Below are 13,097 nucleotides of genomic sequence, written 5' to 3' on the forward strand. Positions count from 1 at the left end.
CAAAAAAAAAGCGGCGCCGCATGGCGGCGCCCCCGTTTACCCGATGATATCCGCTTCGTCGCCGGTCTTGGCGCCCGCGGCGTTCGCTTCGTCGGTATCGATATGCATGTCCAGCGCGAAATCGGGCGATACGCGCGCAACGACGTTCTCGAAGATGACGCCGCGCTCTCCGCCAAAGCGGACCGACAGCTTCTGCTTGTCCGAGATGCCCCATCGCTCCGCGTCGCTCGTGTGAAAGTGAATGTGCCGCGCGGCGACGATGACGCCTTCTTCGATCGTCACTTCGCCAGCCGGCCCTTTGATCGTGATGCCCGCGGAGCCCGCGGTGTCGCCCGATTCGCGGACCGGCGGATTGACGCCCAGCGCGAACGCGTCGGTGCGCGAGATTTCGAGCTGCGTGCGCTTGCGCACCGGACCGAGGATGCGGACTTTAGCGAAGCTGCCCTTCGGTCCGACGACTTCGACCGTTTCGTTCGCCGCGAATTGGCCCGGCTGCGAGAGCGGCTTTAAGACCGACAACTCGGCGCCGGCCCCGAACAATTGCTCGAGATGCGGGGGGGAGAGATGAATGTGGCGAGCGGAGACGCCGACGGGAACTTTTTTCATGGTTGCACCTGCTTTTCTTCGATTAGTCGTGACGGCGCTGCATCGCCTTGGCGGCGGGTTGCATATGCTTCCCTTCCGCCGCTGGTTATGTTCGTTATCCTGCCATGGCGCAGCAGTGGTTTGTACGAGGTCCTTCACATTCAAGAAGGCACGCCGTCCGGACGGAGCGGCATGCCTGACGGATCACGCCGCTTGCGCGATCATGGCTTACTTGAATTCCGCGACGAGCTTGCCGAATTGCTCCTGGGAAAGCGCGATGTCCTGGTTCGCCAATCCTTCCTGCTGGAAGCCGCCGATCATGGACTCGTACGATTGACGTTCTTTGTTTTGATAGATCAGGCCGGTCAGCATGCCGTTCGTTTCCATGATTTTGTTCATGGCCGCGATGCGGTTGGACGGATCGTAATCCGGGAATTGATCCAGATTGACGATATTCTCCTTGAACCAGTCGTACGTGTTCACTTTGTTGAACGTCACGCACGGGCTGAACACGTTGATCAGCGAGAAGCCTTTATGGTTGAGGCCCGCCTCGATCAAAGCCGTCAGCTGCTTCAGGTCGCTGGAGAAGGATTGGGCGATGAACGTCGCGCCGGCCGACATGGCGATTTCGAGCGGCGACAGCGTGGACTCGATCGAGCCTTCCGGCGTCGATTTCGTCTTGAATCCTTCGGCGGAACGCGGCGATGTTTGGCCTTTCGTCAAACCGTAGATTTGGTTGTCCATGACGATGTACGTCAGGTCGATGTTGCGGCGGATCGCATGGACCGTATGGCCCATGCCGATCGCGAAGCCGTCGCCGTCGCCGCCGGAGGCGATGACCGTCAGCTCGCGGTTCGCCAGCTTGACGCCTTGGGCGATCGGCAACGCGCGGCCGTGTATGCCGTGCAGGCCGTACGCGTTAATATAACCCGAGATCCGGCCGGAGCATCCGATGCCGGAGATGACCGCGAGGTTTTCCGGCTCCAAGCCGACGTTGGCCGCCGCGCGCTGGATAGCCGCCTGGACGGAGAAATCGCCGCAGCCTGGGCACCAGTTCGGTTTTACGTTATTGCGAAACTCTTTGAATGTCGCCATGTTAGACCAACTCCTTGCATGCTTTGTGCACTTCGGAAGGCAGGAACGGGTTGCCGTCGTATTTCAGGACGCTTTTGATTTTATCGGCGTGACCGGCATGCAGCTTCACTTGATCGGCCAGCTGGCCCGTCGCGTTGTTTTCCAGCACGACGACTTTCGAAGCGGAGCTCAAGTACGGCGCGACCAGCTCCGCGGGGAACGGATGGATTTGGCGGATCGTCAGGTGGTTCGTCTTCAGACCGTCCGCTTCCATGCGCGCCCGCGCCTCGTCGATCGTGCCGCCCGTCGAGCCCATCCCGATGATCAGGAGATCGGCTTCCGCGTGCGGAGCGTCCGCGCGAACAGCGTCGCGAATACGCATGCCGTTCAGCTTGTTCAGGCGTTTATCCATCATGTTCTTGCGGTTTGCCGCGCTTTCCGACGGACGTCCCGTTTCGTCGTGCTCGACGCCTGTTACATGGTGCAGGCCGAATTTGTCGCCCGGGATGACGCGCGGAGACACCCCGTCTTCCGTCAGTTCGTAGCGCTTGAAGAGCTCGTTCGGCTGCAGCTCCGGCAGATCGCGCACGAGCTTGCCGCGGCTGATCGGCACTTTATTCAAATCCAGGGGTTCGCAAGACTGCTTGCCGAGCGACAGCTGGAGATCCGTCATGAGGATGACCGGTACCTGATACTCTTCCGACAGGTTGAACGATTCGATCGTATCGTAGAAGCAGTCTTCGAGCGAGGCTGGCGCGATGACGATTTTCGGAATTTCGCCGTGCGTGCCATACACCATCGCGTTCAAGTCGGACTGCTCCTGCTTCGTCGGCAAGCCCGTGGACGGACCGCCGCGCTGCGTATCCACGATGACGAGCGGGGTTTCCGTCATGCCCGCGAGGCCGATCGCCTCCATCATGAGCGACAGGCCGGGACCGGCGGACGCGGTCATCGTGCGCACGCCCGCATAGTTGGCGCCGATCGCCATTGTTACCGCGGCGATTTCGTCTTCCGTCTGCACGACGGTGCCGCCGAATTTCGGCAGCTTCTTGATCAAATATTCCATGATCTCGGATGCCGGCGTAATCGGATACGCGGACATCAAGCGGCAGCCGCCGGCCAACGCGCCGAGACCGATCGCTTCGTTACCGATCATGAACAGCTTCTGCTTGCCGTCGGCAGGCTCGAGCTGGAATTCTTCCAGCGGTCCGCCCGCGAGCTCGAGCACGAAATCCGCGCCGCGTTTGACCGCCTCGATGTTTTTCTCGACGATGGCCTGGCCTTTGCGGCCGAACTCTTCTTCGACGGCTTTATTAAACACGTCGATCGGCAGGCCGAGCAGCGCCCAGGATGCGCCGGACGCAACCATGTTTTTCATCAGCGACGTGCCGAGCTCTTCGGCGATCGACGTGATCGGAACCGGAAACAGACGAGCGTTGATCCCGTCCGGAAGAACCGGGTTGAACTTGGCGTCGGCTACGACCACGCCTCCGGTACGGAGCTCATGCGCGTTCAAATCGATGCTTTCTTGGTCGAACGCAACCAAAATATCGAGATCGTCCGAAATGGCAAGCTTCGGCGTCGTGCTGATCCGGATTTTATTATTGGTATGGCCGCCTTTGATCCGCGACGAGAAGTGGCGATAGCCGTACAAATAGTAGCCAAGCCGGTTAAGCGCTGTCGAAAAAATACGGTCGGTACTCTCTACGCCCTCCCCTTGCTGCCCCCCGATTTTCCAAGACAATTGACTGATCAAAATGCCCATCTCCTCTTTGAATGAACCTGCAATATTTTCGACAACATTAAAGATTGGTAAATGGATTCTATCGTATAATCAAATAAATTTTATGTCTCTAAGTACTAAAATGCAAGCTGTTCCCGCTTTTTTTCGGATAGTTCTTTTCGATTATACCCATACCGCTGCGAGATTGAAATAAATGGAATCGATCATTGCGGCAGATGCGTCGCCAGAAACGTCATCGCGTTAGTTTCGAAGAATCCGCTCACCTGCGCATCCGAGTAGTTCGCCGACAACGCATCCTGCAGCCGGTAAAGCTCTCCCGGATGAGTCAGCCCGTGAACGTACTGGTCGATCCCGTCGAAATCCGAGCCGAACATCAGCTGACGCTCGCCGCCAAACTCGCAAATCCGTTCTACGTGACGCAGCACGTCAGCAATTCCGGCAGATGCGCGCGACGAAGACACGAACTGTGGCACGAACGTCACGCCGATCAGTCCGCCGCCGGCGAGAAGCGCCTTGATCTGTTCGTCCGTCAAGTTGCGCGGATGCGGGCATAGGCTGCGGCAGTTGGAATGGGAGGCGATGACCGGCTTTCCCGAATGCTGCAGCATATCCCAGAAGGCGCGGTCGCTCAAATGCGATACATCCAATAGTATACCCAATCTATTACATTCTTCTACGAAGGCTCGGCCTTTTTTCGTCAATCCGCCTCCGCGCGTTTCCATCACGCCGTCCGCCCCCCAGTTGGCGTTGTTCCAAGTGAGGCCGGCCGCGCGCACGCCGAGCGCGAACAAGACGCGCAGCATCGCCAGATCCCCCTGCAGCCCGTCCGCGCCTTCGAGGGACAGCATGGCTCCGATCGTCCCCGGGTTCCGCCGGAGAGCCGCAACGTCCCCTGCCGTGCGGATAAACGCCATCTCCGGCAAAGCGAGCACCTTGCGATAGAAGAGATCCACGCTTTGCAGGATGGGCACCATCGTTTTGTCCATCCGATCCGGGATATAGAGTGCGAACGTTTGAAAGGTCGAGCCCGCTAGTTTCAAACGGGGCAGCGTGACGTCCAGCTTGCCTTGATCATCCTGCTCGAACGAAAGCGACGAATCCTCCAGGAGCTTCCAAATGACGTCGCAATGAAAATCGGCTTTACGAACGGACTGCATCATCATCTTCCTTCCGTTTATAATTTAGCTTTCTAGCGCTGCGGATGTATATAACCAATGCAAAAAAACCTGCCTACGACGTAAACAGGTCAATTCTTTTACATGATGTGCCCGGATCCCGGATTTATCTGGGTTCTACAATCAGCTTGATCGCCGTGCGGTCTTCGCCGTCGATGACAATATCCGTGAATGCCGGAATACAGATCAGGTCCACGCCGCTCGGGGCCACGAAGCCTCTCGCGATCGCAACCGCCTTTACAGCTTGATTCAACGCACCAGCCCCGATAGCTTGCAATTCAGCCGCCCCGCGTTCACGCAAAACGCCGGCAAGCGCTCCTGCAACAGAATTTGGATTAGACTTTGCTGAAACTTTTAAGACATCCATGGAAAGTGACCTCCTCGGGAATGATGGATGAATACCGCTATTCAGATAGTATTCGAGAGAGGCGAAAAAATTCCTTCTTTCTTGAGGCGTTGTTTGCTAAATCTTCTGAATTGCAAGAATTTTCATAGTGAAAACTGTTCCAGCTTGGACTAGTACAGCCTGTATCCTGCCTCGTTACCATTAACCCGAAACGCACGCGGATAAACAGGCGCAGCGTCTGAACTCGGTGAGCTGCGCGCATACGACGAAAAAAAAGAAAATGGCTGCTACAGGAGCAGCCAATCCGTTTCCGTCAGCCGAATCTTCTGAATCTTCTTCGCTTTGCCCGTCGCATCGTCGATCTCGACCGCGACCGCGTGCAAATGCCAGTTGCCCTCATCGACGACGAACCGCACGGGGAGCTGGGTCAGGAACTTATGCAGCACGGGACCGCGTTCCATGCCGAGCACGCCTTCCATGGATCCGACCATGCCGACGTCCGTGATGTACGCCGTTCCGTTTGGCAGCACCCGGTCGTCGTTCGTCTGCACATGCGTATGTGTGCCGACCACGATCGAAGCTTTGCCGTCCAGGTGCCAGCCCATCGCGATCTTCTCCGACGTTGCCTCCGCATGGAAATCGACGAGGATGTTTCTCGTCTTCTGCGCGAACTGCTCGATCAGCTCGTCCGCCTTGCGGAACGGGCAATCGATCGGCGGCAGAAACGTCCGTCCCTGCAGATTGATGATCGCCAGCTCTTTTCCGTTCGCTTTAATGAGCGTCGCTCCTTGCCCAGGCGCCTCCGGCGCGAAGTTCGCCGGCCGCACGATCCGCGGCTGTTCGTCGATCCATTCGAAAATATCTTTGTTGTCCCACGTATGGTTGCCCATCGTAATGCCGTGTACGCCGGCGTCCAGCAGTTCCTTGACGATCGCCGCGGTGATGCCCCGACCGGCAGCGGCGTTCTCGCCGTTCGCGATGATGATGTGCGGGGCGTATTTCGATTTGAGCGCGGGCAGCACCTTCTTGACGGCTGCACGCCCGACATTGCCTACGATATCGCCGATAAACAATACGTTCATGTCGTTCCTTACCTTTCTGTCATAAACCGGAAAAGTGGCTGACAGGCAGCCACTTTTCCGGTTTCATTTGCTATGCGGTTATTTGGCGTATTCGACGGCCCGCGTCTCGCGGATGACCGTGACTTTAATATGCCCCGGATAATCGAGCTCGTTCTCGATCTTCTTCGTAATGTCGCGCGCTAGGCGGAAAGCTTCGGTATCGTCGATTTTCTCCGGCTGCACCATGACGCGAACCTCGCGTCCGGCTTGGATCGCGTACGATTTCTCGACGCCATCGAACGATTCCGAAATGTTTTCCAGCTTCTCCAGCCGCTTGATGTACGTCTCGAGCGTCTCTCTTCTTGCACCCGGTCTAGCGGCCGATAGCGCATCCGCAGCACCGACCAGCATGGCGATGACCGATGTTGCTTCGCAATCGCCGTGGTGGGAGGCAATGCTGTTGATGACGATCGGATGTTCTTTGTATTTCTTCGCCAGCTCGACGCCGATTTCGACGTGAGAACCTTCCACTTCATGATCCAGCGCTTTGCCGATATCATGCAGCAATCCGGCTCTTCTCGCAAGCGTGATGTCCTCGCCCAGCTCCGCGGCCATCAGGCCGGTCAAATAGGCGACTTCCATGGAGTGCTTCAGCACGTTCTGTCCATAGCTCGTACGGTATTTCAAACGACCCAAAATCTTGATCAAATCCGGGTGCAAACCGTGTACGCCGACTTCATACGTCGCCTGCTCTCCGTATTCGCGGATGCGTTCGTCCACTTCCTTGCGAGATTTCTCGACCATTTCCTCGATGCGCGCAGGATGGATGCGTCCATCCGCGACGAGCTTCTCGAGGGATGTTCGGGCGATTTCGCGACGGATCGGATCGAAACCGGACAATATGACCGCTTCCGGTGTATCGTCGATGATAAGATCGATACCGGTCAACGTTTCCAGTGCGCGGATGTTGCGGCCTTCGCGGCCGATGATGCGACCCTTCATTTCTTCGTTCGGCAGCGCCACGACGGACACCGTCGTTTCGGCTACGTGATCGGCCGCACAGCGTTGGATGGCCAGCGAGATAATATCGCGAGCTTTCTTATCTGCTTCTTCCTTCGCCTGCTGCTCAATCTCTTTAATCATTTGCGCCGTTTCATGGCGAACCTCTTGCTCGACGTTGGTCAGAATAACTTGCTTGGCTTCCTCCATCGTCAGGTTCGAAATGCGCTCCAGCTCTTGTAGTTGCTGCTTGTAGAGTGAATCGATCTGCTCTTGCGTTTCTTCGATCCGCTTCTCTTTGTTGGCTACTTGTTCTTCTTTGCGTTCCAGCGCTTCTATTTTTTTATCCAACGACTCCTCTTTCTGAATCAGTCGTCTTTCAAGACGCTGTACCTCATTGCGACGATCGCGAATGTCTCTCTCAGCTTCGGTACGGAGCTTGTGGACTTCATCTTTCGCCTCGAGAACCGTTTCTTTCTTCAGCGCCTCCGCGTCTTTCCTCGCATTATCTACGATTTGGCTTGCGGCTTGCTCGGCACTGGAAATTTTGGCCTCGGCGATCGATTTTCGAATAAAATAACCGACACCAAAGAAAATTGCACCAACAACGAGAGCGATCAGGATAGTTGCCCATACTGGCATTATCTCACCTCCTCGTTGTTCACCAAAGCAAACGCTTGGGACAGTATTTGGTTTTTTCCAGCCGGTTTTTAGCTTTCACACTTAATTTGGCGAAAATAATGGTTTCGAATCAATTTTTGGAAGGAAAATCGATTCTGGATGAAAGAATACAAACTCATTTTATCTGTTGTGAAAATCAATTGTCAAGCATATGCCCATCTTCGTCTTCGAGCTCGCTCTGCGCCGCCGTCTTAACCGCCTCTCTGACGGCGGCCGACGGGAATCCGCGGCGCAGCAGAAACGCGGCCAGTTTATGCTTCCGTTCCCGCTCTTCGCCTTTCAGGTGCGGCCATTTCTTGATCGCGGCGTTTACGGCGACCTCCGTCTCCGATTCTTCGTTCAGCTTGGACGCCGCTTCCTTCGCGGTATCGCGTTTGATGCCGCGCTGCAGCAGTTCCTGCTGCAGGAGCCGCCTGCCCTTCGACTGCGACCGCATCCGCTGGGCGGCATACAGCTCGGCATAGACCGAATCGTTCACCAGCCCTTCCCGCTTCAGCCGTTCGATCGCTTTGCGGACTGCCCCCTCCTCCAGCTCCTTCTTGGCCAGATAGCGGACGATTTCCTTCTCCGTCCTTTGTCTCGCTCCTAAGTATGCAAGCGCTAGGACGTATGCCCGATGCTCGCTGTCCTCGTTCAGGATTTGTTTCAATTCGTCGGCATCGATCTCCCGGCCTTTGAACAGCCGAAATTTAATGAGTAGGTCTTCGTGCACGCTCGTGAACGGATCTCGGCCATCATTGACGAATAGATGGTATCGCTGCTTTTTCTTCTTATCTTGTTCCACGCTAGTGATCGTAAGAATAGGATCCACACCTTTCTCCTAAACAAAGAAGCACCTCGTAAAAGGTGCCTCTCGATCGTATAGGTTTGCGTTCGTTTATTCGAGCTCGAGTTCCAGCTCTTCGTCTTCCTCGTCTTCGCTGAACGCGGCGGCGCTCGCCGTCGCGGCCGCTACGTTGCTCGCGTCGCGGATTTGCTTCTCGATGACGCCCGCGATGTCCTTGCGCTCCTTCAGGAACTGCTTCGCATTTTCGCGGCCTTGGCCGAGGCGCTCGCCGTTGAAGGAGAACCAGGCGCCGCTCTTCTGGATGATATCGTGTTCGACGCCGATATCGACGATGCTGCCTTCCTTCGAGATGCCTTCGCCGTACATGATATCGATCTCCGCTTGCTTGAACGGAGGCGCGACTTTATTCTTCACGACCTTGATACGCGTACGGTTGCCGACCACGTCGTTGCCTTGCTTGATCGATTCGATGCGGCGAACGTCGAGGCGAACCGATGAATAGAATTTCAGCGCGCGGCCGCCTGGCGTCGTCTCGGGGTTACCGAACATGACGCCGACTTTCTCGCGAAGCTGGTTGATGAAGATCGCGATCGTCTTCGATTTGCTGATCGCGCCGGAGAGCTTCCGGAGTGCCTGCGACATCAGGCGCGCTTGCAGACCGACGTGGGAATCCCCCATGTCGCCCTCAATTTCCGCTTTCGGCACGAGCGCCGCGACGGAGTCAACGACGACGATATCGACCGCGCCGCTGCGTACGAGTGCTTCGGCGATTTCGAGCGCCTGTTCGCCGGTATCCGGCTGAGAGAGCAGCAATTCGTCGATGTTGACGCCCAGTTTATTGGCATAGGAAGGATCCAACGCATGTTCCGCATCGATGAATGCGGCTTGTCCGCCCGCGCGTTGAACTTCCGCGATCGCATGAAGCGCGACGGTCGTTTTACCGGAGGATTCCGGTCCGTACACTTCGATAACCCGGCCTCTAGGAAAGCCGCCGATGCCAAGGGCAATATCTAACGCGAGCGAGCCGCTGGACACGGTCTCGACTTGCATGTGAGTCGATTCTCCAAGTTTCATTATGGAGCCTTTACCAAATTGCTTCTCTATTTGACGCAGAGCCATTTCAAGCGCAGCTTTACGATCCGCCAACGAACTCACATCCTTCATGATTTATACTCACATGATACCTTGTTTTAACTGCTTTGACAAGACTTTTTGCGAACATATATTCCTATTTCTCCATTGGCCAATAGAGAGCAAAAAAAAAACCGCAGCAAAGTAATCTTCGCCACGGTTCTTCCGTCTAGAGTCGATTATAGTCGATCCCTATTGGGTTGGCAAGCTTTAATTTTACACGATCTGCTAGGTTGCCACTCCGTCGGACAAAGCCTGCCATAACCGGTACAGCAGCGATTTGGCGGCGCGGATCCGGATCATCTCGCGGTTGCCGTTCAACGTCGCCGTGAACACCTTCGTCGGCTTCCCTCGTTCGGCGAGACCGAAGTAGACGAGGCCGACCGGCTTGCCTTCGGACTCCGACGGCCCCGCGACGCCGGTGAGCGAGACGCCGAAATCGCTCTCGGCCAGCTCGCGCACCCGTTCGGCCATCAGCGCCGCCGTCGACTCGCTGACGGCCCCCGGCGCTCCCGGTCCTTCCAGCTGCGACAGCGGAATGCTCAACAAGCGATGCTTCATTAAATTCGTGTACGTCACGACGCCGCCCGTAAACTCGCCGCTGCTTCCGGGAATCCGGGTAATCAGCTGGGCCAGCAGTCCGCCCGTGAGGCTCTCCGCGCTCGCCAGCGTGCGTCTGGATGACCGCAGCAGGCGAACGACCACCTCTTCCAGCGTGATGTCTTCACTGGCGTAGAGATGCTGCCCGACGCGCTCGCGGATCGTCTTCTCCGTCTCGTCCAGCCTGCCGTTCGCCTCGAGCTCGCTTAGCGCTTTCGTCGACAGCCGGATCGCCACTTCGCCTTCCTTGGCGTACGGCGCGATCGACGGATCCGTCTGGTGCTCGATCAAGTCGATGAGCGCGTTCTCGAGGCTCGACTCGCCGATGCCCGCGAACTTCAACAGCCGCGAATACAGCCGGCGTTCCTCGTTCATGACGGTGCGCAGCCATGTTTTCGCCGGGCCGTCGAACATGGGCTTCATTTCGCGCGGCGGGCCCGGGAGCAGCACGTAATGGGTGCCGTCCGCCGTTAACGCGTTGCCGACTGCCAGCCCCGCTTCGTTGTCCAGCGGATCGCTGCCTTCGATCAGGTTTGCTTGCCTGCGGTTGCTGTCGACCATATGTATGCCGCGCGACGCGAACATGGCTTCGATCTTATCCATGCTCGGCTTATGCTCTTCGATGGCACGGCCCAAATACTCGGCAAGTGCGTCCTTCGTCAAATCGTCCATCGTCGGGCCTAAGCCCCCGGTAAAAAGAATCAGATCCGCCCGGGTGCGCGCCAATTCGATCGCCTGCCGGATGCGAGCGGCGTTATCGCCCACGACAGTCTGAAAATAAACGTCGATTCCCATTTCCGCGAGGCCTTGCGACAAGTACGTCGCGTTCGTGTTGACGGTTTGGCCGAGCAAGAGCTCCGTCCCGACCGCGATGATTTCTGCACGCATGTGAACATCTCCACTTCATAATGTATAGGATGGGCGAACCGGAACGCGGAGAAGAAAAGCATCACTCTTTCCAAGAATGGCGAAGGAGTGATGCCCGAGTGTCGAACTACGCGGTAAGCGGTATGAGATTTTTGTTCTTGACGAAATAATCGATGCCCGAGTATACCGTAATAATCGCCGCCGCGTAGATCGAAATCTGATCGAACGGAAAATCGAGAAAGGCGAACGGGAAGTTGTTGAGCAGCAGTACGATGATCATCGTAATCTGTACGGCCGTCTTCCATTTGCCCCATTTGCTCGCCGCCACGACCGTGCCCTCGAGCAGCGCGATCTGCCGCAGTCCCGTCACCGCGAACTCGCGGCTGATAATGACGATGGCGATCCAGGCATGCAGTTTCTCCATTTCCACGAGGGAAATCAGCACCGCCGCGACGAGCAGCTTATCCGCCAGCGGATCCAGCAGCTTGCCGAGGTTGGTGACGATTTTGTTCTTGCGCGCGATGTAGCCGTCCAGACCGTCCGTGCTCGCCGCTACTATGAATACGAGCGTGGCCATGATTTGATTCCACGTGATGGAAAAATCGGAACCGTCGAACGTGAGCGGCTTCAAATCGACGTTGATGAGCAGCAGCACCATAATGATCGGGACCAAGAAGATGCGTGCGAGCGTAATGCGGTTGGCTAAATTCACTTATAGCCCCTCCCCGGACATGTCGAATTCGTAAGCGTGCGTGATCCGCACCCTTTGAATTTCGCCGATCGCGGCCTTGCAGTTCGAAATAAACACCTCGCCGTCGATTTCCGGAGCGTCGTAAGGCGAACGGCCGACGTATACGTCGCTGCGTCCGTCGTACCGTTCGACAAGCACGTCGATTTCCCGGCCGATGTACTTGCCGCTCAAATCCTTCGATACTTGGCGCTGGATCTCCATCAGCGTGTTGGAACGCCATTCCTTGACGTCGTCCGGCACGGCGTTCGGCAGACGAACGGCCGGCGTATCTTCCTCCGGCGAATACGTGAACACCCCGAGCCGGTCGAACTTCATCTCGCGGACGAAATCGCACAGCCGGTCGAAATCCTCCTCGGTCTCGCCCGGGAATCCGACGATGATCGATGTGCGGAGCGCCACGTCAGGAATCCGCGCGCGGATGCGGGAGACAAGTTCGCGCGTGTCGCGCTGGCGGCCAGGACGGCGCATGCGCTTCAGGATGGAGTCCTCGCTGTGCTGCAGCGGCATGTCGATATAGTTGCATACTTTCGGATTGGACGCGATCGTATCGATCAGCTCGTCCGAGAAAAATCCCGGATAAGCGTAGTGCAGGCGGACCCAAGCGATGCCGTCCACTTCGCTGACGCGGTTAAGAAGCTCCGGCAGCATGAACTTGTCGTACAAATCGGTGCCGTAGTTCGTGGAATCCTGCGCGATCAGGCTGACTTCCTTGACGCCTTGGCTCGCGAGCTGACGCACCTCGTCCACGATCGATTCGATCGAACGGCTGCGGAACTTGCCGCGCATGATCGGAATCGAGCAGAAGGTGCATGCGTTGTCGCAGCCCTCCGCGATCTTGACGAACGCCGTATAGCGCGGCGTCGTAACGAGCCGCGGCAGTTTCTGATCGTAGTCGAACGCCGGATTGCCTACTTTGACCGGCCGTTTGCCCCGCAGCGCTTCGTCGACGATATCGGTGATATGGTGGAAATCGCCCGTTCCGACGATGCCGTCGATCTCCGGCATCTCATCCATGAGCTGCTGCTTGTAGCGCTGCGTCAGGCAACCCGACACGATGAGCGCTTTCAGCCTTCCGGTCTGCTTCAACTCTGCCATATCCAGAATGGTGTTCACGGATTCCTCTTTAGCGGCGTCGATAAATCCGCACGTATTGACAATAATGACGGTCGCATCGTCTGCCTGATCCACCAAATGGTAGCCTCTGGCATCGATCAGCCCCGACATGATCTCGGAATCGACGAGGTTCTTCTCGCATCCCAACGTTACCACTTTCACTCTTTCAGTCATCGATGTGTC

At 56.9% G+C, this 13,097-nt stretch carries 12 protein-coding genes; all 12 read right to left on the minus strand.

From position 1 onward, the window contains the following. Window positions 1–36 precede the first annotated feature (36 nt). Complete coding sequence (pduL, locus tag ACFPB1_RS18075) at window positions 37–606, minus strand: phosphate propanoyltransferase (RefSeq protein ID WP_379227508.1); 570 nt, start codon at window positions 604–606, stop codon at window positions 37–39. Window positions 607–813: 207 nt separating this feature from the next. Then, on the minus strand, window positions 814–1,680 hold the full coding sequence (locus tag ACFPB1_RS18080) for a 2-oxoacid:ferredoxin oxidoreductase subunit beta (RefSeq protein WP_379227509.1): 867 nt from the start codon (window positions 1,678–1,680) through the stop codon (window positions 814–816). A 1-nt stretch (window position 1,681) separates the two neighbouring features. Continuing rightward, the gene (locus tag ACFPB1_RS18085) at window positions 1,682–3,415 is read right to left on the minus strand and encodes a 2-oxoacid:acceptor oxidoreductase subunit alpha (protein ID WP_379227510.1); all 1,734 of its coding nucleotides are present in this window, start codon (window positions 3,413–3,415) and stop codon (window positions 1,682–1,684) included. A gap of 191 nt (window positions 3,416–3,606) precedes the next feature. Then, on the minus strand, window positions 3,607–4,560 hold the full coding sequence (locus ACFPB1_RS18090) for a dipeptidase (RefSeq protein WP_379227511.1): 954 nt from the start codon (window positions 4,558–4,560) through the stop codon (window positions 3,607–3,609). Window positions 4,561–4,684: 124 nt separating this feature from the next. Next, window positions 4,685–4,945 (minus strand): stage V sporulation protein S, encoded by a 261-nt coding sequence (locus ACFPB1_RS18095; RefSeq protein WP_028597363.1) that lies wholly within the window; start codon window positions 4,943–4,945, stop codon window positions 4,685–4,687. 266 nt (window positions 4,946–5,211) lie between these two features. Beyond that, complete coding sequence (locus ACFPB1_RS18100) at window positions 5,212–6,006, minus strand: TIGR00282 family metallophosphoesterase (protein WP_379227512.1); 795 nt, start codon at window positions 6,004–6,006, stop codon at window positions 5,212–5,214. A 78-nt stretch (window positions 6,007–6,084) separates the two neighbouring features. Continuing rightward, on the minus strand, window positions 6,085–7,626 hold the full coding sequence (gene rny, locus ACFPB1_RS18105; protein ID WP_090637497.1) for a ribonuclease Y: 1,542 nt from the start codon (window positions 7,624–7,626) through the stop codon (window positions 6,085–6,087). 175 nt (window positions 7,627–7,801) lie between these two features. Further along, window positions 7,802–8,476 carry a RecX family transcriptional regulator gene (locus ACFPB1_RS18110; protein ID WP_379227513.1) on the minus strand — a complete coding sequence of 225 codons (675 nt, stop codon included), beginning with the start codon at window positions 8,474–8,476 and terminating at the stop codon, window positions 7,802–7,804. A gap of 66 nt (window positions 8,477–8,542) precedes the next feature. Beyond that, window positions 8,543–9,598 carry a recombinase RecA gene (recA, locus tag ACFPB1_RS18115; protein WP_379227514.1) on the minus strand — a complete coding sequence of 352 codons (1,056 nt, stop codon included), beginning with the start codon at window positions 9,596–9,598 and terminating at the stop codon, window positions 8,543–8,545. A 213-nt stretch (window positions 9,599–9,811) separates the two neighbouring features. Continuing rightward, on the minus strand, window positions 9,812–11,071 hold the full coding sequence (locus ACFPB1_RS18120) for a competence/damage-inducible protein A (RefSeq protein WP_379227515.1): 1,260 nt from the start codon (window positions 11,069–11,071) through the stop codon (window positions 9,812–9,814). A gap of 106 nt (window positions 11,072–11,177) precedes the next feature. Further along, a complete protein-coding gene (pgsA, locus tag ACFPB1_RS18125; protein ID WP_379227516.1) occupies window positions 11,178–11,762 on the minus strand; it encodes a CDP-diacylglycerol--glycerol-3-phosphate 3-phosphatidyltransferase in 585 nt (194 codons plus the stop codon). Beyond that, entirely contained in the window at window positions 11,763–13,088 is a 1,326-nt protein-coding gene (gene rimO, locus ACFPB1_RS18130; RefSeq protein WP_379227517.1) for a 30S ribosomal protein S12 methylthiotransferase RimO, read from the minus strand. Window positions 13,089–13,097 lie beyond the last annotated feature (9 nt).

The organism is Paenibacillus sp. GCM10023250 (genome assembly GCF_042653205.1).
Taxonomy (GTDB): domain Bacteria; phylum Bacillota; class Bacilli; order Paenibacillales; family Paenibacillaceae; genus Paenibacillus_Z.

Excerpts from the sequence above, each read along its gene's own strand:
- pduL (WP_379227508.1), bottom strand. The coding sequence starts at position 606 with ATGAAAAAAGTTCCCGTCGGCGTCTCCGCTCGCCACATTCATCTCTCC.
- ACFPB1_RS18080 (WP_379227509.1), bottom strand. The coding sequence starts at position 1,680 with ATGGCGACATTCAAAGAGTTTCGCAATAACGTAAAACCGAACTGGTGC.
- ACFPB1_RS18090 (WP_379227511.1), bottom strand. The coding sequence starts at position 4,560 with ATGCAGTCCGTTCGTAAAGCCGATTTTCATTGCGACGTCATTTGGAAG.
- ACFPB1_RS18095 (WP_028597363.1), bottom strand. The coding sequence starts at position 4,945 with ATGGATGTCTTAAAAGTTTCAGCAAAGTCTAATCCAAATTCTGTTGCA.
- ACFPB1_RS18100 (WP_379227512.1), bottom strand. The coding sequence starts at position 6,006 with ATGAACGTATTGTTTATCGGCGATATCGTAGGCAATGTCGGGCGTGCA.
- rny (WP_090637497.1), bottom strand. The coding sequence starts at position 7,626 with ATGCCAGTATGGGCAACTATCCTGATCGCTCTCGTTGTTGGTGCAATT.
- ACFPB1_RS18120 (WP_379227515.1), bottom strand. The coding sequence starts at position 11,071 with ATGCGTGCAGAAATCATCGCGGTCGGGACGGAGCTCTTGCTCGGCCAA.
- rimO (WP_379227517.1), bottom strand. The coding sequence starts at position 13,088 with ATGACTGAAAGAGTGAAAGTGGTAACGTTGGGATGCGAGAAGAACCTC.